Origin of the sequence: Cellulosimicrobium cellulans (assembly GCF_016921195.1) — a bacterium.
GTDB lineage: Bacteria > Actinomycetota > Actinomycetes > Actinomycetales > Cellulomonadaceae > Cellulosimicrobium > Cellulosimicrobium cellulans_F.
In genome coordinates this window covers 327479-351428 of sequence record NZ_JAFGYF010000004.1, presented here as the reverse complement: position 1 = coordinate 351428, position 23950 = coordinate 327479, and the positions used below count along the sequence as shown (strand labels likewise).

General features: G+C 72.9%; 23 protein-coding genes. 8 read left to right on the top strand and 15 right to left on the bottom strand.

The window, feature by feature from the left end; all coding sequences use genetic code 11:
* The first annotated feature begins 148 nt into the window (after positions 1-148).
* Positions 149-862: a hypothetical protein gene (locus tag JN535_RS11665; protein ID WP_205205708.1), complete on the top strand. Its 714-nt coding sequence runs from the start codon at positions 149-151 to the stop codon at positions 860-862.
* Between the two features lie 15 nt (positions 863-877).
* Here JN535_RS11665 and JN535_RS11660 read toward each other — a convergent pair whose 3' ends face one another.
* From JN535_RS11660 to JN535_RS11650, 3 genes are all read right to left on the bottom strand, one after another.
* Entirely contained in the window at positions 878-2542 is a 1665-nt protein-coding gene (locus JN535_RS11660) for an ATP-dependent DNA ligase (RefSeq protein WP_205205707.1), read from the bottom strand.
* 125 nt (positions 2543-2667) lie between these two features.
* Positions 2668-3687: a cation diffusion facilitator family transporter gene (locus tag JN535_RS11655; RefSeq protein WP_205205706.1), complete on the bottom strand. Its 1020-nt coding sequence runs from the start codon at positions 3685-3687 to the stop codon at positions 2668-2670.
* Positions 3684-4091, bottom strand: a complete 408-nt coding sequence (locus JN535_RS11650) for an ArsR/SmtB family transcription factor (RefSeq protein ID WP_205205705.1) — start codon at positions 4089-4091, stop codon at positions 3684-3686. The genes JN535_RS11655 and JN535_RS11650 overlap by 4 nt, the downstream gene beginning before the upstream one ends.
* A 143-nt stretch (positions 4092-4234) precedes the next feature.
* On the opposite strand from JN535_RS11650, the gene JN535_RS11645 reads away from it, so the two are divergent.
* From JN535_RS11645 to JN535_RS11635, 3 genes are read left to right on the top strand one after another with little or no spacing between them, the layout of a single operon-like run.
* Complete coding sequence (locus JN535_RS11645; RefSeq protein ID WP_240200994.1) at positions 4235-4594, top strand: ArsR/SmtB family transcription factor; 360 nt, start codon at positions 4235-4237, stop codon at positions 4592-4594.
* Positions 4591-5328, top strand: a complete 738-nt coding sequence (locus JN535_RS11640) for a cation transporter (protein ID WP_205205704.1) — start codon at positions 4591-4593, stop codon at positions 5326-5328. The genes JN535_RS11645 and JN535_RS11640 overlap by 4 nt, the downstream gene beginning before the upstream one ends.
* Positions 5329-5364: 36 nt before the next feature.
* Positions 5365-6567 carry an SLC13 family permease gene (locus tag JN535_RS11635; RefSeq protein ID WP_205205703.1) on the top strand — a complete coding sequence of 401 codons (1203 nt, stop codon included), beginning with the start codon at positions 5365-5367 and terminating at the stop codon, positions 6565-6567.
* Between the two features lie 68 nt (positions 6568-6635).
* Here JN535_RS11635 and JN535_RS11630 read toward each other — a convergent pair whose 3' ends face one another.
* From JN535_RS11630 to JN535_RS11590, 9 genes are all read right to left on the bottom strand, one after another.
* Positions 6636-7271: a 2-dehydro-3-deoxy-6-phosphogalactonate aldolase gene (locus JN535_RS11630; RefSeq protein ID WP_205205702.1), complete on the bottom strand. Its 636-nt coding sequence runs from the start codon at positions 7269-7271 to the stop codon at positions 6636-6638.
* A complete protein-coding gene (locus JN535_RS11625) occupies positions 7268-8272 on the bottom strand; it encodes a 2-dehydro-3-deoxygalactonokinase (RefSeq protein ID WP_205205701.1) in 1005 nt (334 codons plus the stop codon). Before JN535_RS11625 ends, JN535_RS11630 begins: the two co-directional genes overlap by 4 nt.
* Entirely contained in the window at positions 8272-9282 is a 1011-nt protein-coding gene (locus tag JN535_RS11620) for an NAD-dependent epimerase/dehydratase family protein (protein WP_205205700.1), read from the bottom strand. The genes JN535_RS11625 and JN535_RS11620 overlap by 1 nt, the downstream gene beginning before the upstream one ends.
* A gap of 10 nt (positions 9283-9292) precedes the next feature.
* Positions 9293-10159: an energy-coupling factor ABC transporter ATP-binding protein gene (locus JN535_RS11615; RefSeq protein WP_205205699.1), complete on the bottom strand. Its 867-nt coding sequence runs from the start codon at positions 10157-10159 to the stop codon at positions 9293-9295.
* Entirely contained in the window at positions 10156-11028 is an 873-nt protein-coding gene (locus tag JN535_RS11610) for an energy-coupling factor ABC transporter ATP-binding protein (RefSeq protein ID WP_205205698.1), read from the bottom strand. Before JN535_RS11610 ends, JN535_RS11615 begins: the two co-directional genes overlap by 4 nt.
* A gap of 1 nt (position 11029) precedes the next feature.
* A complete protein-coding gene (locus tag JN535_RS11605; protein WP_205205697.1) occupies positions 11030-11827 on the bottom strand; it encodes an energy-coupling factor transporter transmembrane component T family protein in 798 nt (265 codons plus the stop codon).
* Positions 11828-11857: 30 nt separating this feature from the next.
* On the bottom strand, positions 11858-12487 hold the full coding sequence (locus JN535_RS11600; RefSeq protein ID WP_205205696.1) for a hypothetical protein: 630 nt from the start codon (positions 12485-12487) through the stop codon (positions 11858-11860).
* Between the two features lie 149 nt (positions 12488-12636).
* Positions 12637-13779 carry a sialidase family protein gene (locus tag JN535_RS11595; RefSeq protein ID WP_205205695.1) on the bottom strand — a complete coding sequence of 381 codons (1143 nt, stop codon included), beginning with the start codon at positions 13777-13779 and terminating at the stop codon, positions 12637-12639.
* 110 nt (positions 13780-13889) lie between these two features.
* Positions 13890-14666 carry an FCD domain-containing protein gene (locus JN535_RS11590; protein WP_205205694.1) on the bottom strand — a complete coding sequence of 259 codons (777 nt, stop codon included), beginning with the start codon at positions 14664-14666 and terminating at the stop codon, positions 13890-13892.
* A gap of 145 nt (positions 14667-14811) precedes the next feature.
* On the opposite strand from JN535_RS11590, the gene puuE reads away from it, so the two are divergent.
* The gene (gene puuE, locus JN535_RS11585; protein ID WP_205205693.1) at positions 14812-15795 is read left to right on the top strand and encodes an allantoinase PuuE; all 984 of its coding nucleotides are present in this window, start codon (positions 14812-14814) and stop codon (positions 15793-15795) included.
* A 145-nt stretch (positions 15796-15940) separates the two neighbouring features.
* Here puuE and JN535_RS11580 read toward each other — a convergent pair whose 3' ends face one another.
* Both JN535_RS11580 and JN535_RS11575 read right to left on the bottom strand, forming a co-directional pair.
* On the bottom strand, positions 15941-16264 hold the full coding sequence (locus tag JN535_RS11580; RefSeq protein WP_205205692.1) for a DUF2316 family protein: 324 nt from the start codon (positions 16262-16264) through the stop codon (positions 15941-15943).
* Positions 16265-16307: 43 nt separating this feature from the next.
* Entirely contained in the window at positions 16308-17249 is a 942-nt protein-coding gene (locus JN535_RS11575; protein ID WP_205205691.1) for an aldo/keto reductase, read from the bottom strand.
* 85 nt (positions 17250-17334) lie between these two features.
* On the opposite strand from JN535_RS11575, the gene JN535_RS11570 reads away from it, so the two are divergent.
* Entirely contained in the window at positions 17335-17949 is a 615-nt protein-coding gene (locus tag JN535_RS11570; protein ID WP_205205690.1) for a TetR/AcrR family transcriptional regulator, read from the top strand.
* A 403-nt stretch (positions 17950-18352) separates the two neighbouring features.
* Entirely contained in the window at positions 18353-21745 is a 3393-nt protein-coding gene (locus tag JN535_RS11565; RefSeq protein ID WP_240200993.1) for a CARDB domain-containing protein, read from the top strand.
* Positions 21746-21968: 223 nt separating this feature from the next.
* Here JN535_RS11565 and JN535_RS11560 read toward each other — a convergent pair whose 3' ends face one another.
* Positions 21969-23225, bottom strand: a complete 1257-nt coding sequence (locus tag JN535_RS11560) for an MFS transporter (protein WP_205205689.1) — start codon at positions 23223-23225, stop codon at positions 21969-21971.
* 41 nt (positions 23226-23266) lie between these two features.
* On the opposite strand from JN535_RS11560, the gene JN535_RS11555 reads away from it, so the two are divergent.
* Positions 23267-23947 carry a FadR/GntR family transcriptional regulator gene (locus JN535_RS11555; protein ID WP_240200992.1) on the top strand — a complete coding sequence of 227 codons (681 nt, stop codon included), beginning with the start codon at positions 23267-23269 and terminating at the stop codon, positions 23945-23947.
* Positions 23948-23950 lie beyond the last annotated feature (3 nt).

Genomic DNA, 23950 nt, shown 5'->3' with positions numbered 1-23950 from the left:
CGTCTCCCGGGGCGGGAGAGTTCGGGCGTGCGGAAGAATGCGCGGAGGTCGGCCTCGGTCGAGGGGCCGGGACGGGGAGGCGTGCGATGGTCGTCGTCGGGTGCGGAGCGTCGGGTCGCGGCCCGGTGCGGGTCGGGGCGGTACGCCCGTGAGCCCGCGCGGCGGCTGGTGGCCGTTCGGTGGGCGCAGGCACGGTGAGGAGCGGCCCTCCGCCGAGCAGGCCGCCGCGGCCGAGGCGCAGACGCGGCTGCTGAGCGTGCTGGCGCGGGAGCTGGCGGCGGCCCAGACCGAGCCGTGGGACGAGCTGTCGTACCGCGCGTTCGTGGTGGCCGACCGGACGCAGGAGCACGTGTCGACCCTCGGCGGATGGCCCCCGCCCCGCGCGCAGAAGCCGAGCTCTCCGACATTCGCGGAGGCCCTCGCCGAGCTGCGTCGCGTCACCGCCACGCCCCGGCTCGGCGCCTGGTTCTCCGTCTCGTTGACCGTGCGCGCCGGCGGCGAGGTCGGTGCGTCGTACGACTTCGAGAGCGAGCCGGGGTTCCTGCCTCCGGCGGGACCGGAGGACTTTGCCCGGGACCTCGAGCGGTTCCCGCGGGCGGTCGAGACACAGCCGTCCTGGCTGCGCGAGCGGCTCTCCTGGGCACGGCTGACACCGGAGCAGCGGTCGCGCGCCGAGGCCGCTGTGGGTGCGCTCCACCCGTACCCGCCGCCCATGGGCGGCCGCCTCTTGTTCACCGTCACGGTGCGGCCAGAGGGCGACGTGGTGGACGTCCGTGAACACGCGACCGGCCGGCGGGCGCTCGTCGACCGGGACGGCGCCGTCCGGCTCGTCGAGCCCGACCCCTCGACGCGTCCGTCCTGAGCGCGGCTACCGCGGCTACCGTGCGAGCGCCCGCACCGCGTCGATCGTGTCGGCCTCGGCGGCGGTCTTGTCGTCGCGGTACCGGAGCACGCGCGCGAACCGGAGCGCGAGGCCGCCGGGGTAGCGGGTCGAGCGCTGGAGCCCGTCGAACGCGATCTCCACGACCTGCTCGGGACGCACGTGCACGACGTACCCGTCGTCGGAGGTCTCGAGCTCACGGAAGCGACGGGTCTGCCACTCCAGCATCTCGTCCGTCATCCCCTTGAACGTCTTGCCGAGCATGACGAACCCGCCGTCGGGGTCGCGCGCGCCGAGCCAGATGTTCGACAGCCACCCGCGGCGGCGGCCCGAGCCCTGCTCGACCGCGAGCACGACGAGGTCGAGCGTGTGCCGCGGCTTGACCTTGACCCAGCCCGCGCCGCGCCGTCCGGCGGCGTAGGGGGCGTCGAGCGACTTCACGACGACGCCTTCCTGCCCCTCTGCCACGGCGCCCTGGAAGAACGCGGCCGCGGCGTCGGGGTCGTCGGTGACGAGGCGCCGCACGGCGTGTGATCGGGCCACGTCGTCGAGCACGGCGAGCCGGTCGCGCAGCGGCTCGTCGAGCAGGTCGCGACCGTCGACGTGCAGCACGTCGAAGAAGAACGGCGACAGCTCGAGCGACGCCGCGAGCTCGGCCTCCTCGGCGGCGCTGCGCTCGCCCTGGGTCGCGGAGCGGGCGGCGGTCTCCTGGAACGGGCGCGGGACGCCGTCGGGCCCGACGACCAGCGCCTCGCCGTCGAGCACGAGCGTCCGGGCGGCCAGGGTCCGCACCGCCGCCACGATCTCCGGGACGCGCTCGGTGATGTCGTCGAGCGAGCGGGTGAACACGCGCACGTCGTCGCCGTCGCGGTGCACCTGGATGCGGATCCCGTCGAGCTTCACGTCCACGGCGACGGCGGTGCCCGACGACGGGTGGTCGTCGTCGGCGTCGTCGTCCGTGCCGGGTCCGGCGCCGAGCTTCTCGAGCGCGGCGCCGACGTCGGGCGCCGACTGCGCGAGCATCGGCCGGACGGGTCGACCGACCGTGAGCCGGAACGCCGTCAGCGCCTCCGCCGCGGCCTCGGGGCTCCCGGCCGTGAGCGCGGCGCGCGCGACCGGTCCCGTCGCCCCCGCGAGCATGACCGCGCGACGCACCGCGTCGGCGGGCACGCCGGCGGCCTCCGCGACGGCGTCGACCACCACGGAGTCCAGCGCGCCCTGCCGCAGCTCGCCCGAGACGAGCCCTGCGAGGAGCGACTGCTCGCGCACCGTCGCGGCGCCGAAGAGCGCGGCGGCCTCGGCCTGGCGGGCCGTCGCCGAGCCGGGGCCGGAGAGGTCGGCCATGCGGGCGAACGCGGCGTCGACGGCGGTCAGCGTGAGGCCCGGCTCCTCGGCCGGGGTGGGCAGGTCACGCAGGGATCGCCACCCGAGGCCCGTGCGCCGCTGGCGCAGCTCGCCCGCGAGGTACGCGACGGCGATCTCGACCTCGTCGCGCCCGCCCCCGTCGCCGGAGGCGTCGTCTGGGGCGTCGTCCGGGGTGCCGGCAGGAGCGGCGTCGTCGGCGACGCGGCGCAGCAGGTCCGCGATAGCCGCGCGCTTGGCGAGGCGCGAGCGCGTGGCGGCGACGGCGTCGGACGTGGCGGCGACCTCGGCGAGCAGCATGCTCCATCCTCACGCCGACCACCCACGTCCGCGCTCCCACCGGTGCCGAACCCGGGGTTGTCGCTCGTCCAGGCCGCGAGCCCGGCGATATCCCCGGGCTCGGCGACGCGTTGCCCTGGGGCGGGTCAGCGGGTGGGAGCCATCACCACGTCGACCGTCCCGACCGACGGCAGCGCACGTCGCAGCGCGGTGTCGGCCGCGGTCGTGACCTGGTCGGCGGCGGCGACCGGCGTCTCGGGCGGTACGAGGACGCGCGCCTGGACGGCCAGGCGGTGTCCCGACCAGCGCAGCCGGACGTCGTCCACGCCCTCCAGCCCGGCCACGCCGTCGAGCGCGTGGCGCGCCCGGTCGGTGAGGTCCGGGTCGACGCCGTCGAGGAGCCGGCGCCCGACGTCGCGCGCGGTGCCCCACAGGAGCACGAGGATCGCGGCGGTGATGAGCAGGCCGACGAGCGGGTCCGCGAGGGGCAGGCCCGCGAGGACGCCGAGCGCGCCGAGCACGACCGCGAGCGACGTGAAGCCGTCGGTGCGCGCGTGCACGCCGTCCGCGACGAGCGCGGCCGAGCCGATGCGGCGCCCCACCCGGATGCGGTAGACCGCGACCGCCTCGTTGCCCGCGAAGCCGACGATCCCCGCCGCGATCACCCAGCCGAGGTTTTCCACAGGCTGTGGATCGGCGAGGCGCCGCACCGACTCGACGCCCGCGACCACCGCCGAGAGGGCGATCATCGCGACGATGAAGAGCCCCGCGAGGTCCTCGGCCCGGCCGTAGCCGTGCGTGTACCGGCGCGTCGCCGCCCGACGGCCGAGCACGAACGCGATCCACAGCGGCACGGCCGTGAGTGCGTCGGAGAGGTTGTGGACGGTGTCCGCGAGCAGCGCCACGGACCCGCTGACCGCGACGATGCCGAGCTGCGCGAGCGCCGTCGCGCCCAGCACGACGAGGGACACCTTGACCGCCCGGATGCCCTGACCGCTCGCGACGAGCTCGTCGTCGATCGAGTCGGCGGCGTCGTGCGAGTGCGGCACGAACATCTCGTGCAGCCAGCCGCGCAGGCCGGTCGGGTGACCATGGTCGTGGTCGTGGTCGTGGTCGTGGTCGTGGTCGTGGTCGTGGTCGACGGCGGCCGGGCGGGTCGTGCTCACCGCCGTGCCTCGGCGTCCCCGGCGGCGGGGGAGGACCCGTCGAGCGCGGCGTGCGCGTCGTCGGCGTGGTGCGCGGGATGGTCGTCGACGGCGTGCTGCGCCTGGAAGACGGCCTGAGTCACGAGCGTGCGGGCGTGCTCGTCGACGAGGGAGTAGAACACGCGGTTGCCCTCCTGGCGGGCACGGACGATGCGACCCCAGCGGAGCTTGGCGAGGTGCTGCGACACCGCCGTCGGCGACTTGCCGACGATCTCCGCGAGCGCGTTGACCGGCAGCTCGGCGTCCCGCAGGGCGAGGACGATCCGGACGCGCGTCGCGTCCGCGAGCAGCGAGAACACCTCCGCCGCGAGCTCCACGTACTGGCTCTCCACCCCAAAGGTGCACGCCTTCGCATCTTCACGCATACGCAGATACTACGGGAAAGCGCCCCGCCGTCGGCGCCGAACCCGGGGTTGTCGCTCCGTAGCGCCGCGAACCCGGCGGCATCCCCAGGTTCGGCGGGCTCGTCGGCAGCGTGGCGCGCGGTGATACATGGTTCCGTGAATACATGGATTCCTGTATTGTCGAGTCCATGGTCGAGACGGTCACGCTCACCCACACCGCGGCGCTCGCGCGGCTGGGGCACGCCCTGTCGGACGAGACGCGCGCGCGGGTGCTGCTCGCGCTGCGCGAGGCGCCGGCCTACCCGTCCGACCTCGCGGATGCGCTCGGCGTCTCGCGCCAGGTCATGTCGAACCAGCTCGCGTGCCTGCGCGGGTGCGGGCTCGTCGAGGCGATCCCCGACGGCCGTCGCACCTGGTACCGCCTCGCCGACCCCCACCTCGCCCCGGCGCTCGACGACCTGCTGCGCCTCGTCGTCCAGGTCGACCCCACGTGCTGCGGCCCCGACGGGTGCACGTGCCCATGACGTCGGTCTCGGTCGGCCGCACACCAGCCCGTCCCGCCGCCCCGACCGCCGCACGCCGCGCCGTGCTGGAGCGGCGGGTCCGCTGGGTCGTCGCGGCGACGATCACGTGGAACGTCGTCGAGGCGGTCGTCGCGATCACCGCGGGCCGGGTCGCGTCGTCGGCCGCGCTCGTCGGGTTCGGGCTGGACTCGCTCGTCGAGGTGCTGTCCGCCGCCGCGGTCGCGTGGCAGTTCGCCGCGCCCGACCCGCACCGGCGCGAGCGGGCCGCGCTGCGCGTCATCGCCGTCTCGTTCTTCGGCCTCGCCGCCTTCGTGTCCGTCGACGCCGCCCGGTCGCTGCTCGGCGCGGCCGAGCCCGAGCACTCCGCCGTGGGCATCGGGCTCGCGGCGGTGAGCCTCGCGGTCATGCCGTTCCTGTCCTGGTTCGAGCGCCGTACGGGCCGCGAGCTCGGGTCGGCGTCCGCCGTCGCGGACTCGAAGCAGACGCTCCTGTGCACCTACCTGTCCGCGGTGCTGCTCGTCGGGCTCGTCCTCAACGCAGCCCTGGGCTGGTCGTGGGCCGACCCGCTCGCCGCACTCGTCATCGCGGCCGTCGCCGTCAAGGAGGGCGTCGAGTCCTGGCGCGGTGACGCGTGCTGCGTACCCGCGTCCGCCCTCGTGGGCGAGGGCGAGGCGGGCACCTGCGCGGACGGGTGCTGCGCACCCCGCGGCGACGGGCCGCCGTCGCGTCCCTGAGCGTCCGTGCCCGTGTCGCGGGCCTACGATCACGACGTGAACGCCTCGGGAGCACCGGCGCGCCGCCGTGTGCCGCTGTGGCTCGTCGCGGCGGTGGTCGTCGTCGTGGTCCCCGCGACCGGGCTGCTCCCGGCCGACGACGCGCGCGACCTGCTCTCGCGGACGGGCCCGGTCCTGGTCTTCCTCCTCGCCATCACCGTCGTCGCGGAGCTGTGCGCGGGCGCGGGCCTGTTCGACGCCGTCGCGGCCCGGGCGGCGCGGCTCGCCCGGGGGCGGCGCCTCGCCCTGTGGGGGCTCGTCGTCCTCCTCGCGACGGCGAGCACGGTCGTGCTCTCGCTCGACACGACGGCGGTGCTCGTCACGCCCGTCGTGCTCGCCCTCGCGCGACGCACGGGCACGCGGCCCCTGCCGCTCGCGCTCACGGTCCTCGCGCTCGCCAACACGGCGTCGCTGCTCCTCCCGGTCTCGAACCTCACCAACCTCCTCGCGGCGCACCGGTTCGGCACGGGGTACGTCGGGGTGATGTGGGCGCCTGCGCTCGCGGTCCTGGCCGTGACGGTCGTCGTGCTGCTCGCGCTGCACGGTCGCGACCTGCGGGGGCGCTTCGCGCTCGAGGGGACCGGTCCGACGCCCCCCGACCTTATGCTCCTGCGGGTCACCGCCGCCGTGGTCGCGCTCCTCGCGGTCGCGTTCGCGGCCGAGCTCCCCGTCGCGCCGACGGCGGTGGCGGGCGCGGCGGTCCTGGGGCTCGCGACGTGGTGGCGGCGCGTCAAGCCCCTCGTGCCCGTGCGGGAGATGCTGCCGTGGCGGTCGGCGCTCGTCGTCGCCGCGTTGTTCGTGGTCGTGGAGACGTGGCACGCGCACGGGCTCGGCGACCTCCTCGCCGCCGTCGCGGGCACGGGCGACGGGCCGGGCGACCTCGCACGGCTCGCCGCGACCGGCGTCGTCGCGGCGAACCTCGTGAACAACCTGCCCGCGTTCCTCGCGCTGCTGCCTGCGGCGGGGGAGGGCGTCGACCGGCTCGCCACGCTCCTCGTCGCGGTGAACGCCGGGCCGCTGGTCACGTCGTGGGCGTCGCTCGCGACCGTGCTGTGGTGGCAGCAGTACCGCCGCCACGCGTTCGAGCACGGGCCGCCGCCCGCGTGGCACGTGGTCCGGCAGGGCCTCGTGCTCGCGCCTCTGGCCGTCGCGGCGGGGGTCGGGGTCGTCGCGCTCGAGACGGTGCGCGCGCTGCGATGACCGTCGAGCTCAGCCGACCTGAGGGGCGGGGAACGCACGCGAGAGGGAGTCAGGCCTCATGAGGCACGTCATGGCGACGAGTCGCGCAGCCGCGTGAGCCCGTACGCCCGCACGAGATCTCGAGCGGACGCGGCGACGTCGGAGGCTCGCTGCCCCTGCCGGTACAGCGACCCCCCGACGCCGAACCCGTCAGCGCCGGCCGCGGCCCACCGGGCGAGGTTCGTGGCGTCGACGCCGCCCACGGGATAGAGCGCGACCTCCGGCGGGAGGACCGTCCGCCAGGCCCGGAGCCCGCTCGTGCCGACCTGGTCCGCGGGGAAGACCTTCAGCTCCCGCGCCCCTGCGGCCAGCGCCGCGAACGCCTCGGTCACGGTCGCGACCCCCGGAAGACACCGCATGGACCGCGCGAGCGCGGCCGCGACGACCGCGGTGTCGAGGTGCGGGGACACGACGAGCGACGCGCCCGCGCCCTGCGCTCTCCGGACGTCCTCGACGGAGCGGACGGTCCCGGCTCCGACCTCGGCGTCGTGGGGGAGCGTGGACCGCAGCGCGGTGATGCTGCGGAGAGGATCGGGCCCCGTGAGGGGCACCTCGAGGACGCGGACGCCCGCGCGGTAGAGAGCGGCGCCGACCGCCGGCGCGTCCTCGGGCGGCAGGCCGCGGAGGATCGCGACCAGCCGTCGCGGGTCGACCGGGGCGCTCATGCGCGTGCTCCGGTGGATCCGGGCACGGTACGACGTGCGGTGCGCGGGGCCGGCACCATGCCGGCGCGGAGCGCGATGTGGTGGAGCGCGGCCGGTGTGACGTCGCCGTCGACGAGGCGCGCACGCGTTCCGCGCCGGGCCAGGGCACGGGCGTACCGCTGCTGGAGGTGGCGCGCGCCCACGACGACGGGCTCGACGGACGAGGAGCCGAGCCAGTCGTCGGCCACGCCTGCGAGCTCCGCGCCCACGAGCAGGCCCGAGAGATAGTCCGGTGCCTCGTGGGCGGGCAGCGCGCCGGTCACCGCGAGGGAGCGCACCGAGAAGAGCGTCAGGACGACACCCTCGGCCGCGCGTTCCCCTGCGGTGTCGAGGCCGCGGTCGAACGCTGACCACTGGGGCGACCCGGGCCGGCGGACACCCCGGCCGAGGACGGTGTGCTCCAGCAGCGTGGCGTACAGCTCGCCGGTCAGCGCCGTCACGATCTCGGTGAGGGTCGTGCCTCGTGCGCGGAGCCACTTGGAGTGGGTCCCGGGCAGGACGAGGACGGTCTCCTCGTGCTCGGCCGGGTCGACGTGCAGCAGCGCGCCGAGGGCTTGAGCCTCCTCGCCACGCACGACGTCCGCCGACGCCCCGCGGGTCCAGGCGACGCCGGGAACCAGGTGGAGGTCCCCCAGCGAGGTGCGCACGGTCGTGAGTGGGAGGTCATCCCGCACGATGTCGAACGGCAGGGACACGTACGGTGTCCGCAGCCATCCCCGGTCGCTGCCCACCATGCCGCTCGCGACGACGGGGAGCCCGGGTGAGCCGGAGATCCAGTCCCCGCACAGCCCGGCGAACGCGTCCTCGTAGACACGCGCCCGGCTGCCGCCCGACGTCGCGCGGCGGTCGAGCACCGCGACGCCGTCCTCGCTCGTCCGCTGCTCGACCACCACCCCGTCCTCATCGAGAAGGTAGGCGCGGCACGTCGTCGTGCCCCAGTCGAGGGCGACGAGGCCAGGCATCACGCAGGCCCGCCGGTGTGCTCGAACAGGTCCGGGTGGGCCCGGGCCCACGCGAGGTGCTCGGCGACCTGCGCGCCGAGGTCTCCTGGCGTCCAACCGAGCTCGGACCGGGCGCGGTCGCACGCGTAGACGCCGTTCTTGCCGTAGCCGTCCGCCGGGTCCATGTCCGCGTCCGCCGCGTCCACCGGCGTCTCGACCACGTCCACGCCGAACGCCGCGACGAGCTCGCGCACGCTGGTCCAGCGGCCCGACGAGACGTTGAACGTCGCCACGGTGCCGGGCGCCGGAGGACGCCGAGCCGCGGCGTGCAGCGCGGCAGCCGCGCTCTGCGCGCTGAGCCAGTCGCCCCCCGCGTCGAGCGTCCGTGCGGTGAGCCGAGCAGGCCGCCCTTGCACGGCGGCGGCCGCAAGGTGGTACGGGAGCGACATGACGGCGCGTCCGCCCGTCGGTCGTTCCATCGGACCGAACATCTTGGTCAGCCGCACGACCGTCGTCGGCAGACCGTGCAGCTCGGCGAAGCGGCGGGCGACGAGCTCTGCCGCCCACTTGCTGATGCCGTAGAGCTCGTCCGGGCACGGCGCGCTCGCCTCGGTGAGCAGCGTCTGCGGCGACGACCCGTAGACCGCGCCGCTGCTCACGAGGACGACCGTCGGCGGGCTCGTCAGGCGGCGTGCGGCGTCCAGCACGTGGACCGTACCCTCGACGTTCACCCCGGTGAAGCGGGCCGGAGCCTCAACCTCGCTCCGGGCGTCGTGGGTGACGGTCGCGCCGTGCACGACCGTGTCCGGACGTGCCTCGGCGACAGCGTGCGAGACCGCCTCGGCGTCCGTGACGTCGACGGCCAGGAAGCGCGTGCGCTCGGCGGCCGCGCCGCCCAGGTGCCGAAGCACCGACTCGTCGGGGAGGCGCAGGTCGATCGCGGTGATCCGTGCCTCGGGATCGGTGGCGAGGATCCTCGCGGCGAGGACGCTCATCACGAAGCCGTTCGCGCCGGTGATCAGGTGGTGCACGGGTCTCTCCTCAGGTCAGGGGTCGCACGGCGGTCGGGACGGCGGCGCGCTGGCGCGCCATCTCGCGCACCGCGTCGTCGACCGTCAGCACACCGTGCAGGCCGAGCTCGGCGGCGAGCACCGCGGCCTGGGGTGGGCGGATGTTGGTCTCCTCGAGGACCGCACGCCGGGAGAACACCTCGGCGGGCGTACCGTCGGCAAGAACGGCCCCCTCGCGCATGGCGATGACGCGCGTCGCGTACTCGGCGACGAGGGCCATGTCGTGCGAGATGATCACGACCGTGCGGCCCAGGGCGTGATGGTGGGCCAGCGCGTCGAGGATCTTGCGGGACTCGGCGCGGTCCTGCCCTGTGGTCGGCTCGTCGATGACCGCCACCTCGCACCCCATGACGAGCGTCGACGCGATGGCCAGCCGCTGTCGCTCGCCGCGCGACAGGTGGACGGGGTTGGCGTCCTCGCGACCGGCGAGGCCGACGAGCGCGAGGGTCCGGGCGACCTGCTCCTCCAGCGCGGACTCGTCCACGCCGAGGTTGCGCGGCCCGTACTCCAGCTCTTCGCGGCACGTGTCGTGGAAGATCTGACGGTCCGGGTTCTGGAACACGTACCCGACGGTCGACGCGAGCTGGTGCAGCTTGGTGCGCCGGGTGTCCACGACGCCGTCCCGCGTGCGCAGCCGGACGGAGCCGGTGGCGTTGGTCGGCCGCAGCAGCCCGTTGAAGTGCTTGGCCAGGGTGGTCTTGCCCGAGCCGTTCTTCCCGATCACCGCGACGAACTCGCCGCGGCCGATGGACAGCGACACCCCGGCGAGCGCGCGCTTGGTGCCGCCGTAGGTGTGCTCGACGTCGTCGATCTCGATGACCGTGTCGGTGCCCGTCATGCCAGTCTCCCCTCGTGGGGCACGGGCGCGGGGGTGCCCGCGCCGCGCCACGTCTCGACCGCGTCCTCGACGGACAGCGGCAGCGCACCCGGCCACAAGCCCTGGTCGCGCAGGTGGAGCGCGACGTCGAGGACCTGCGGGCGCTCGGGGGCGGAGGGCCCCTCGAGCACCTCCCGGGGGGTGCCGACCGCCCGGACCTGACCCTCGGCGAGGACCACCAGGCGATCGGCGTACACGGCGAGCTCCTCGACCTTGTGCTCGACGACGACGATCGTCACGCCCTCGTCGGCCAGCACCCGGATCGCGTCCATGACGTTCTCGGTGCCCGCCGGGTCCAGCTCGGAGGTCGGCTCGTCGAGGAGCATGATCCGTGGGCTGAGGCAGAAGATCGACGCGACCACGACGCGCTGCTTCTCCCCGCCCGAGAGTGCGTGGGTGAACCGGTCGAGCAGCCGCTCGATGTCGAACAGACGGGCCGCGCGCTCGAGCCGACGCTCGATCTCCGGCACGGGCACCCCACGGTTCTCCATGCCCCAGACGAGCTCCTCGCGCACGACCGTGTTGACGAGCTGGACCTCGGGATCCTGCATGACGAGACCGACGTCCTCGGTGATCTGCGCGAGCCCGTCGTACTCGGACAGCTCGCGGCCGAGCACGCGCACCGTCCCGCGGAGGTTCGCGTGGTGCTCGTGGAGCGGGATGACGCCGGACAGGCACTGCAGGAGCGTCGACTTGCCGGCCCCGGTCGGGCCGAGGACGCCGACGATCTCGCCCTGGGCGACGGTCAAGTCGACCTCGTCGAGCGCGCGGCGCGCGGCGCCGTCGTACCGGACGCTGAGGCCGGAGACCTCGATGGCTGGTGTGGTCATGTCACGTCCCTCCCAGGAACGGTGTCGGGGCCCACCACTGCGCACCGACGAGGGCGACGGCGAGCAGCAGGGTGCACAGCAGCAGGGCGGCGTCGGCGGCCCGGAAGACCGGGGCGCGGTAGTACGTGCGCTGCCCTCGCAGGCCGTACCCCCGTAGCTCCATCGACAGGGCGATGTCGCCGCTGCGCTTCATCGATCCCGCCAGCATGGGGAACAGCATCCGCACGATCGCTCGCCCGCGCCGGAACGGGTTCGTCGAGCCGCTCTCGCTGGACCCCCTGACGGCCATGGCCGTCAGGAGGGTCCGCGCCTCGTCCTGCAGCAGCGGCAGGAACCGGAACGCGAAGCTGGTCAGGTAGGCGAACCGGTACGGGACGCCCAGCCGGTCGAGCGCGAGCGCGATGTCCGACGGGCTCGTGGTGACCGAGAACCCGTAGAAGCAGATGCCCATCGCGAACAGGCGCATCCCGATGCCGAGCCCCAGGAGGACGCCCGCCCGGGAGAGCGACACCCCGCCCACCTCGAGCAGCGCGGGCCCGCCCTGCACGAGCGCCTGGAGGAGGGTGAGCAGCGCGATGAGCGGGACGATGAGGACGAGCGCCTTCCAGTACGACGCCGGGGTGATGCGCGCGAGGACGGCGAGCCCGACGACGACCACCGCCGTGAGGGCGACGAGGACGTCGAGCCGTGTCGTGCTGAGGGCGACGGCCAGGACGAGGAGGATCACCCCGAGCTTCGCTCGTGCGTCGGCACGGTGCAGGAACGACCGGCCGGGACGAAACAACATCGTGCCGCTCATCGCGCACCTCCCGTCGACCCGGGCGTCGGCTCACACCGCATCGAGGCTCCCGGCGGTCGCGCGCTCCTTGGGAACGAGGCCGGTGTTCACCAGGCGGCGCATGATGCCGTACGTGATGAAGGACCCCACGAGGTAGCACGGCTGCACGACGAGGATCTGCACGGTGATGAAGTCCCACGGCAGGTGGAGGATCACACGGTTGCCGATCCCGAACATCACGGCGTCGCACAGTCCGGCGATCTGCCCGATGACGAGGACCTGCCAGAGCTTGAGGCCCCGGTCGCGCGGCTTGAGCGCCCAGACGAGGAGCGCGACCGGGACGGTGTGCGCCGCGTTCGTGAGGAACAGGAACGGCGCCATCGGCTGGGACGCCGTGAGGTTGGAGATGATCGGGTTGATCCAGGCCGTGATCAGGGCGCCGGTCAGCCCGTAGAAGGCCGCTGACGGCACCCAGATGGCGCACACGACGATCGCGGAGACGATGGGGATGCTCCCACCGGTCAGGGCGAGGTCGATGCGCTCGGTGATCTGGAGGATGACGGCCATCGTCAGGCCGAGGAACACGCACGTGATGATCGTGCGCGTGTCGCGAGGGAGGATCTGGAACTTCCAGTTGGGCAGGACGGTCCAGCGGGTCGTGGTCTGCTGAGCTCGGGTCATGGTGTCCCTCCGGGGACGTGTCGTGGTGCGGTCGTCGGTGACAGCACCGGTCGGGGCGTGGTCCGTCGGCGTCGACGCGGACGGACGACCGTGGGCCGGCGTCGCGGCCCGGTCGGGCATCGGCGGGAAGCCGCGCCCGGGGGACTGGGTCAGACCGCTCGGGCGAGCGCGCGGTTGACGAGCACGCGGAGCGCGGAGCCGGGGCTGGAGACCGAGCCGGCAAGGATGTCGTCCTCCGTGATGCGGGCGAGGTAGATCCCGCGGTCGCCGAACCGGTCGTGGTCGTAGGTCACGAAGATCTGGCCGTCGGGACCGATCGCGGCGTCGGGGTACGACACGTCCTCGCGGTCGTCGAGGAGGAGACGGTGGGGCCAGGTCGCGCCGTCGTCGTCGCTGAGCAGCGCGGTGAGGTTGGTGCGGCCCTTCCACTCCTTGACGTTTCCCTGGAGCTCGAGCTCCTCGACGGTGCGTCGTTCGCCGAAGTCGACATGGTTGACCATGAGCAGCCGGCCGGACGGCAGGCGACGGACGTGGAACCGCGAGCAGGGGCCGTCCACATGGCTGCGTCGCCCGGGCGTCCAGGTCCTGCCTCCGTCGGAGGAGAACGACTCACCGACGCCGTCGAAGCAGCGCACGAGCATCCAGAGCGTGCCGTCCTGCTTCTCGACGACCATGTGCTCGTCGAAGCTGCGGTTCGGGACGTCGGCGCTGCCGCGATACTCGATCGTCCGGCCCTGGTCGGTCGACGCGTAGACGTTGGAGAACCGCTCCGCCTCGAGCGCGTGCTGCTCGGTGGGCTCGTGGCATGCCCAGATCGCCGTCGGGAAGAGCCAGGTGCCGTCCGAGAGCACCGTGGGCTTGTTCATCTGCAGGCCGTTGGCGATGCGGCGCGGGGCCGACCACGAGGGCGTGTCGGCGTCGGGGTCGTCGCTCACGGACACCCACACGCCGACCCGGCCGTCGAAGAAGTCGCGGCTCTGGTTCCAGAACATCCAGAGCCGGTCGGACGGGTCGCGCCAGAGCGCGGGGTCGTAGACGCGCACCTCGGGGTCCGGGTGCTCGACGACGAACCGTGGGCCGCTCCACGTACGTCCGTCGTCGTCGCTCGTCGTGACGACCACGAAGTTGCCGCCCGTCTCGGTCTCCATCCCGGAGTACCAGTCGACGTAGAGGCGACCTCCGGCCGTCCTCTCGATCGAGGGGATGCCCTGCCACATGCGGTGCTCGTCCTGGAACCGGTCCTCGGTCGGGTTGGTCAGCACCCGTGCCGGGGCCATCGTGCCTGAGGCCACCTTCTGCTCCTGCCGTCGTTGCGTCGTCGAACCGACGGTCCTTTCCGTCGACGGCGGCAGTCTGCACAGGCGTTCGTCCGTCTGTCAATTCTGACTAACGTTGACCCTGGTCAACGGGCCCGGCCGCCGGGTGCGGGATCGACCCAACCGAGGAAGCGCTCGACGAGCGCGCCGCCGCTGCCCACCAGCGCGTTCTCCGCGGCGGCGATCATGTCCTCGAAGTGGGCGTCCATCGCCGCGCGGGCGCCGTCGGGGTCCCGCGCCTCGATGCGCTCGAGCACGTCCCGGTGCTCGGCGACCACGCGCTCCTCGTCGCGCCGGGTGGACAGGATCGCGTCGAGCACGGCCTCGACCCGGTCGAGGTGGGGCGCGAGCATCATGTCGGCGGCCAGCTTGAGCATCCGGTTGCTCGCCAGATGTACGACCCCGCGGTGGAACTGCAGCCCGGGCTGCTCGATCATCGGCGCGCTGCCGACGGCGGCGGCGTGGTCGGAGCACAGCCGTCGCAGCTCTGCGAGACCCTCCTCGGCCGGCTCGCGTGCAGCGTCGGCCGCTACGGCGCTCTCCACCGCCTGGCGCGCCCGCAGCAGGTCGAGCAGGTCCTGGACGTCGCGCACCGCGTGCTGGAGCGAGTCGGACGTGCGCTCGGCCAGGACGGCCTCGGCGGCGCGCCGGCGCCCCTCGGCGGAGAGGGTGCGGCCCTTGGTGCCGGCCGGGGTGGTCCACCCGCGGCGGTCCATCTCGCGCAGGAGGCGGGACACCGAGGACTCGCTGAGCACCATCCCGCGCGCCGCGAGCTCGCGCTGGGCGTTGCGCGTGCCCACCGGGGCGTCCGACGTCGAGATGGCGTGTGCCAGTGCCAGCATCGCGCCCTCGCGATCGTTCATGTGCGTCCTCTCCTCCGGGTCCGCTTGACGCGGACCGCTGCTGCGAGCCATCGTTGGGCAGCATTGGTCAAATCTGACTAACGCGCACCACGCATTCTAGTCGGTGGCGCCGAAGCCCGACTGCACACCCACGGAGAGACACGCGATGACGACGACGCACCCTACCGAGCGGCCCTACCCTCGAGACCTCGCGGGCTATGCGGGGGACCCTCCGCACGCGGCGTGGCCGGGCGGGGCGAAGGTGGCGGTCCAGTTCGTGCTCAATCTCGAGGAGGGCGGCGAGAACAACGTCCTGCACGGGGACCCCGCGTCCGAGGCGTTCCTCACCGAGGAGCCCACCACCGCGCTCGCCGGGCGACGCAACCTCAACGTCGAGTCGCAGTACGAGTACGGGACCCGGGCGGGCTTCTGGCGCCTCCGCAGGCTCTTCGACGAGCGCTCGCTGCCCGTCACGGTCTTCGGCATCGCCGAGTCCATGCGGCGGAACCCCGGGCTCGTCGCCGCTGCACGTGAGTCCGGCTGGGAGATCGCCTCGCACTCGCTGCGCTGGGTCAACTACGCCGAGATGGATTCCGACGTCGAGCGCGACCACATCGCCGAGGCGGTCCGCATCCACCGCGAGGTCGCGGGCGAGCGGCCCGTCGGCTGGTACACCGGACGCAACAGCGAGAACACCCGTCGCCTCGTCGTGGAGCACGGCGGCTTCCTCTACGACTCCGACTCGTTCAGCGACGACCTGCCCTACTGGGTCGACGTCGACGGTATCGCCCAGCTCGTCGTGCCCTACACGCTGGACAACAACGACGGGCGGTACGTCAACACGTACGGCTTCCAGTCCGAGTCGTTCTCCGCCTACCTGACGCGAGCGCTCGAGCAGCTGCTCGAGGAGGGCGCGGAGCGTCCCCGGATGATGAGCATCGGCCTGCACCTGCGTATCTCCGGTCGCCCAGGCCGTGCGGCGGATCTCAAGCGGTTCCTCGACGTCGTCGCGAACCACCCGGACGTCTGGGTCGCCCGCCGCGTCGACATCGCGCGCCACTGGCGCTCGACGCACCCCGCCAAGGCTTGGTTGCCGGAGAGCGCCGATCCTCTCGCTGACCAGGCTGATCGCGTACCCCACCGCGGTTGAGCCGACCACAGGACCGAGCGCGAGAGCCGGGCCTTCCAGCACGAACGAACGAACTGGTCGACGTGCGTGCTCGGGAGGTGCGAGTTCTCGGGCTCCGGAGCGCGCCCGCTGCCACGTCAGGGACAACCGGTCTCGATGCGGTCCGCTACCGGGGCACGGAGGCAGAGAAGTCGTGGTGTGGTGCGGGCAGGAGGTCGAACCACTGCCGTGCTCTGCTGCGCGACTCCTCGGTGAGCACCGTGTACCGGACCGGTTCGGCGTCGGCGTCGGTGACGGCCTGCTCCAGGTAGTCGCGCAGCAGCCAGATGTCGGTCCCGGTGGTCCCGCGTCCGAGGCGCAGCGCGCGGTCGAGCCGTTCGGCGCTGAACCCGAGGTCGGCTCGGATCGCGTCGAGGGTGAGGCCGGACCGATGGAGGTTCGCCTTGAGCTCCGCTCTCGTGCGGCGGATCTGCATGATGGTGAGCGACATGGAACTTCCTCGGCTTTCGCGGTGGGGGTGGGGGCGGACTGGTTCAGGGCCGGCGCAGGCGGCTGAGCGCGCCGCGGACTCCGGCGGCGGGCTTGATGGCGTCCAGCCGGGCGACCTGCTCGGCGCTCAGCTCGATCGATCCAGCGGCGACGTTCTGCTCGACGTGGGAGATCGAGGTCGTACCGGGGATGACGAGCATGTTGGGGGCGTGCTGCAACAGCCAGGCCAGGCCTACCTGTGCGGGGCTCGCGCCGACCTTCCGTGCGATCTGCTGGACGACGGGTTCGTGGGTGACCTTGGCGGAGCCGGGGAACGCGCCGCCCAGCGGGAAGTAGGGCACCCACGCCACCGCCTCGGCTCGGGCGATGTCCAGGACCGGTTCCTGCCGGCGGGACGTGAGGGCGTACCGGTTCTGCACGCACACGATCCCGGCCGGCAGCGCCGACCGGAGCTCGGCGGCGCTGACCGTGCTGAGCCCGATGTGACCGATGAGGCCTTGGTCGCGCAGGGTGACCATCTCGGCCACCTGGTCGTCGAGCTTCACGATCTGGCTCGGGGCCAGGGGGAAGGACCGAGGGGTGATGCGGCGCATGTTGACCACGTCCAGGCGCTCGACACGCAGGCTGCGCAGGTTGTCGTGCACCTCTTGCCGGAGCTGTTCGGGACGCTGCGCGGGCACCAGCGGCATCGGCCCGCGGCGCGCAGGTCGGGCGCCGACCTTGGTCACCACCACGACGTCCTGCTCGGCGCCGAGGGTGCTCGCGAGGTAGCGGTTGGCCACGCCGTCACCGTAGAAGTGGGCGGTGTCGAAGTGGTTCACGCCCAGCTCGTACGCCCGTCGCAGCACAGCTCGTGCGGCGTTCGGGTCCGCCAGGCGGGGTAGTTGCATCGTGCCGTACCCGACGCGCCCGACCTCTCGTCCGCCGAGGACGAAGGTGCCGCCGGGGCGGGTCGAGCGCGTGGCGTCATGGGTGGTGTCGGACATCTCGGGGCCTGCCTTCGTGAGACCATGGAGGAACCGGAGGGACCTCCGGTAAGCCCAGGATGTCACAAACGGAGGTGCCTCCGCTATGAGTAGTGTGCCCCAGCCGCTCGGGTCGTCTGCCGCCGCGCCGACATCGCGACGGCGCCGTGCCGACGCCGAGCGCAATCGGCAGGCGCTGCTGGATGCGGCCCGCGAGGCGCTGGCTGAAGGCAGCGGCCCGTTCTCCCTCGAGGCTGTCTCGAGGGCGGCCGGTGTGGGCATCGGCACCCTGTACCGGCACTTCCCGACTCGAGAGGCGCTCGTGACCGCCGCCTACGAGGCACAGGTCGAGGACCTGCTCTCCCAGGTCGGGCCGCTGCTGGACGCCATGCCCCCCCGCGAAGCGCTGCGGGAGTGGCTCGGGCAGTTCGCGCGGTTCGTGTCGACCAAGCGCGGCATGCTTGATGCGTTGCGCCTCGGGATGATCGAGTCCGCGCAGCAGCACGACGTGGCCGCCATGCGCGACCGAATGGCAGGCGCGATCGCCCCGATGCTGGATGCAGGGGCTCGCGACGGCTCCCTGCGCGCGGACGCGCAACCCGCCGACGTCGTGCTCCTGGTCGCCGGCTCTCTGATGCCGGTCCAGACCGACGAGGCGCAGACCGAACGACTGTTGGGTCTCGTGCTGGATGCCCTGCGCCCCGCTCGCGGCCAGCCGTGACTCACGTCAGCGATGGACGCGTAGCTCGTTCGGGCCCCGACGCCCCGGCCCGAGCGCGACATTCCGGCACGCCCTTCACCCACGCTTGACGCCCATGATGCCCGTCTCGTAACGTCCGTACTGCGTGACGCAAGAAGTTGACAGAAGTCCAGCACAAAGCAGTGCACACGCTGCAACTCTCGAATTCGCCACGGGTCCGACCGGTGACCATCCCTGACGGGTCGTTCGTGGCACTTCCGGCCGACCGGTCTGGACCTGGGGTCGATCCCGGTCCCGGCCTTGAAACCAGCCCTGACCCGACCCACCCGTGACGGTGGGCGCGGCACCAGCACGGTCGCGCCCGCCGTCGGGCACCGCTGCCGCGGGTGGACGAGCCCGCCCCGGCGGGAGAACGAGGACGTTCATGAGTACCCCCTGGAAGCACACCGTCGTGGCGGGCGCCGCGCTGGCGCTCGTCGCGCCGCTCGGCGTCGTCGCCGTGGCGCACGCCGCGGACGCCACCAACCTCGCGCTCGGCAAGCCGATCGTCGCGTCGTCGGTGACGCAGACGTACGTCGCGGGCAACGCGAACGACGGGAACACCGGCTCCTACTGGGAGGGCGCGGGCGGGCAGTACCCGTCGCACCTCACCGTCGACCTCGGGGCGGAGGCCGACGTCGACCGCGTCGTCGTCACGCTGCCGCCGCCGTCCGTGTGGTCGCCGCGGACGCAGACGTTCAGCGTGCTCGGCCGCTCCGACGGCGAGCCGTCGTTCCGGACGCTCAAGGCGTCGGCGGCGTACGCGTTCGACCCCGCGAGCGGCAACCGGGTCGAGATCCCTCTCGACGCCGAGGTCGACGAGGTTCGCCTCGCCTTCACGGCCAACACCGGCGCGGGCAACGGTCAGGTGTCCGAGCTCCAGGTGTGGGGCACGCCCACCGGCGGCACCGACCCGACGGACCCCACCGACCCGACCGACCCGACCGGCACCAACTACGCGAAGAGCCGTCCCGCGACGGCCTCGTCGACGGAGTGGCAGTTCGTCGCCGCCAACGCGGTCGACGGCAGCGCGACCACCTACTGGGAGGGCGCGGGCGGGCAGTACCCGTCGACGCTCGACGTCGGGCTCGCCGCGCCCACGCAGCTCAGCAGCGTGCGTGTCCGGCTCAACCCCGACGCCGCGTGGGGTCCACGCACGCAGACGTTCTCCGTGTGGGGGCGCACCGGCACGGGCGCCTGGCAGGAGCTCAAGGCGTCCGCCGGCTACGCGTTCGCGCCGGGCAGCGGCAACCTCGTCGACGTCCCCGTGACGGGCACCGCCACCGACGTGCGCCTGCGCTTCACGGGCAACACCGGCGCGGGCAACGGCCAGGTCGCCGAGCTCGAGGTCTACGGCGCCCCTGCACCGAACCCCAACCTCACCGTCACCGCGGTGACCGCGTCCCCGGCGTCGCCCACGGCGACGACCCCCGTGACGCTCACGGCGACGGTGACGAACACGGGCGACCGCGCGTCGTCGGCCACGACGCTCGACGGGAAGCTCGGCGGCTCGACTGCGGGGTCGGCCGCCGTCGCCGCGCTCCAGCCCGGCGCGAGCGCGCAGGTCCAGGTCGCCGCGGGCACCCGGCCCGCGGGCGAGTACACGGTCGGCGCCGTCGTCGACCCGGCGGACACCGTGGCCGAGCAGGACGAGACGGACAACGCGTTCACGGCCCCGGCGAAGCTCGTCGTGGGCGAGGCGCCCGGGCCGGACCTCGAGGTCGTCTCGGTGTCGTCGAACCCGGCCAACCCGGCCGTCGGCTCGGCCGTGACGTTCTCGGTCCAGGTCCGCAACCGCGGCAACCAGCCCGTCGCGGCCGGTTCGGTGACACGCGTCGTCGCCGGCTCCACGACGCTCGACGGCACGACGCCGGCCGTCCCCGCGGGCGCGACCGTCACCGTGACGCCGAGCGGCTCGTGGACCGCCACCAGCGGCGGGGTGACCGTGACCGCGACGGCCGACGCGACGGGCGTCGTCGCCGAGACGAACGAGGACAACAACACCGGCACGCTCGCCGTGACGGTCGGGCGCGGCGCCGCCGTCCCGTACACGACGTACGAGGCCGAGGACGGCCAGTACACCGGCACGCTGCTCCAGACCGACGCGCTGCGCACGTTCGGGCACACGAACTTCGCGACCGAGTCGTCGGGCCGCGAGTCCGTGCGCCTGACGAGCACGGGCCAGTACGTCCAGTTCACGTCCACCAACCCGACGAACTCGATCGTCGTGCGGAACTCGATCCCCGACGCCCCCGGTGGCGGGGGCCAGGAGAAGACGATCAGCCTCTACGCGGACGGCCAGTTCGTGCAGAAGCTGACGCTCTCCTCCAAGCACTCCTGGCTCTACGGCACGACCGACCAGCCCGAGGGCCTGGTCAACACCCCGGGCGGGGACGCGCGCCGGCTCTTCGACGAGTCGCACGCGCTGCTCGGGCGGTCGTTCCCGGCCGGGACGGTGTTCCGGCTCCAGCGCGACGCCGGCGACGACGCGGCGTTCTACGTCATCGACCTCGTCGAGCTCGAGCAGGTCGCGCCGCCGCTGAGCAAGCCCGCGCAGTGCACGTCGATCACCGAGTACGGCGCGGTTCCGGACGACGGCATCGAGGACACGGCTGCCATCCAGGCCGCCGTGACCGCGAACCAGAACGGCGAGATCGACTGCGTCTGGATCCCCGCGGGGCAGTGGCGCCAGGAGAAGAAGATCCTCACCGACGACCCGCTCAACCGCGGGATGCACAACCAGGTGGGCATCCGCGACGTGACGATCCGCGGCGCGGGCATGTGGCACTCGCAGCTCTACAGCCTCATCCCGCCGCACCTCGCCCCGGGCGTCATCAACCACCCGCACGAGGGCAACTTCGGGTTCGACATCGACGACAACACCCAGATCTCCGACCTCGCGATCTTCGGCTCGGGCACGATCCGCGGCAACAACGGACAGGAGGAGGGCGGCGTCGGCCTCAACGGCCGGTTCGGCAAGAACACGAAGATCACCAACGTGTGGATCGAGCACGCGAACGTCGGCGTGTGGGTCGGGCGCGACTACTCCAACATCCCGGAGCTGTGGAACCCGGGCGACGGGCTGGTGTTCTCCGGCATGCGCATCCGCAACACGTACGCGGACGGCATCAACTTCAGCAACGGGACGCGCAACTCGACGGTCGTGAACTCGACGTTCCGCAACACCGGCGACGACGCGCTCGCCGTGTGGGCCAACCCGTACGTCAAGGACCGGAACGTCGACATCGGGCACAGCAACACGTTCCGGAACAACACCGTCCAGCTCCCGTGGCGCGCCAACGGCATCGCGATCTACGGCGGCTACGACAACTCGATCGAGAACAACCTCGTCTACGACACCATGAACTACCCCGGCATCATGCTGGCGACCGACCACGACCCCCTGCCGTTCTCGGGGACGACGCTCATCGCCAACAACGGGCTCTACCGCACCGGCGGGGCGTTCTGGAACGAGGACCAGGAGTTCGGCGCGATCACGATCTTCCCGCAGACGCACGACATCGTCGGCGTCACCATCCGCGACACGGACATCGTCGACTCCACCTATGACGGCATCCAGTTCAAGAACGGCGGGGGGAACATGCCGGACGTGAGGATCACGAACGTGCGGATCGAGAAGTCGAACAACGGCTCCGGCATCCTCGCGATGGCCGGCGCGCGCGGCAACGCGATCCTGTCGGACGTGACGGTCACCGGCTCGCGCGACGGCGACGTCGTCAAGGAGCCCGGCTCGCCGTTCGTCTTCACGGGCCAGTAAGGGGGTTCGCCGAGGACGAGGTCGGTGTCGTCATCCGGTGGATCACGACACCGACCTCGTTCTCGGGTCGAGCGGAGCCGTCCTGCGACACGGGGACGGTCACGGTCTGCTCCAGCTCCGGCCGCGTCGTCGCGCAGCGGTCCCCTCGGCCTGGAGGAGACCTTTCCCTTCCGCACCGGCGAGTACACGCTGCGCTTCTCGGAAGGGTCCGCGAGGTGGGAGCTCAGCGCGGCGACGGCGCGTCGACGACGGGCTCGGGTACGGAAACCAGGGTGTCCTCCACGAAGCGGGGCCGGCAGGCGAACCAGCCGCCGACCACGCCGGGTACGGCGGTGGCGGCGAGCACCAGGAGCGGGACCGACCAGGAGCCGGTCGCCTCGCGCAGGAGGCCGAGACCGATCGGGCCGAAGCACGCCAGGGCGTAGCCGATCCCCTGGACGAAGCCCGACACGGCGGAGGCGGTCTGCGGCGTCCGGGTCCGCCGGTTGATGAGGGTCATGCACAGCGGGAAGGTGCTCACCCCGATCCCCAGCGCGCACATCCAGAGCGCCGTCCCGTCGAGCGGGGACAGGAGCAGGCCGACGTACCCGGTCACGAGCACGACGGCGCACACGACGACCACGACGAACGGGTTCGCCATCCGCGTGGCCAGGTGCGGGACGACCAGCGCCGCGGCCATGCCCCAGGCCGAGTAGAGGGCGACCATGGTGCCGCCGAGCGCGGCGCTGCCGCCCGCGTCGGTGAGCACGGCCGGGACCCAGGTGATGATCCCGTAGTTGGACAGCGAGATCGCCGCGAACAGGACCACGAGGCCCCAGACGGTCGACGACCGGCCGATCCGCGGCCTCGCCCCGGACGCGGCGGTGGCGGCGGGGGCGTGGTGGTCCGCGGGGAGCCGTGCCGCGAGGACGAGCCAGACGACGGCGGCCAGCGCCGCGGGGCCCGCCCAGATCCCGACGGAGAACCGCCAGGTCGTCGCCTCGGCGACCGGCACGGCCAGGAGCGGCGCGACGAACTGCCCCGTCTGCATGAGGATCAGGTAGAGCGACGTCCACAGGGCGATGCGCTCGGGGAACCATGCCTTCACCAGGGGGACGATCACGACGTTCGCCGCCCCGATCCCCGCCAGGGCCAGCACGGTCGACGCCACGAGCCAGGCGGTCGTCGGGGAAGCGGCGCGCAGGACGAGCGAGAGTGCCGTCAGGCCGAGCGCGACCGTGGCCGTGCGCTCGAGCCCGAACCGGCGCGTCACCACGGGGGCGAGGAAGCCGAAGAGGCCGAACGACACGGCGGGCACGGTGCCGAGCAGGCCGGCGACCGCGACGCCGTAGCCGAGCTCCGCGCCGATGGTCTCGAGGAGCGGGGTAAATCCCGTGACGGCCGTCCGGAGGTTGACCGCCGTCAGCGCGACGGCCAGCCCGGCCCACAAAGTCAGCCGGACGCGGCTCGCCGGGATGCGCGAGGGGGAGAGTGTCGTCACGATAAACTCCGGTGTGTATCGGCCGATGATGGGATCATGGGATGAATCGCGAGCAGTCTGACACGCGCGAGCCGATGCGTCGAGTAGGGCTCATCGACCAGGCGGCGGCACGCTTCCGCGAGGAGGTGGTCTCGGGACGCTGGCCGGTCGGTGAGCGCATCCCGACCGAGGCCGCGCTCGTGGCGGAGTTCGGCATCGGGCGGAACACCGTCCGCGAGGCGCTCCAGTCCCTGGTGCACGCCGGTCTGCTGCGCCGCGAGCAGGGTCGCGGCACGTTCGTCATCTCGAGCTCCGAGCTGACCGGCACCCTCGAGCGACAGCTCGCCGGAGGCACCCGCCGTCACTACCTGGAGCTGCGCCTCGCCCTGGACAGCACCGCGGCCTCGCTCGCCGCCGCGAGCCGCACGGACGCCGACGTCGCGCTGCTGCGCGAGCTGCGCGACCGCCGGGAGGCGGCGTGGTCGGCCGACGACCCCGATGCGCGCGCGAGCGCGGACCTCGACCTGCACCGCGCGATCGTCGCGGCGACGCACAACCCGCTCTACGTCACGCTCTACTCGAGCATGCTCGACGTCTTCGCCGTCCACATGCGCGACGAGGAGAACGACGACGAGGGCGCGGCGCACCGGCACCACCACGAGCTCGTCGAGGCGATCGCCGACGCGGACGCCGACCGCGCCGTGGCGTCGGTGACCGCGATCTTCGACCCGTTCATGCGCTGAACC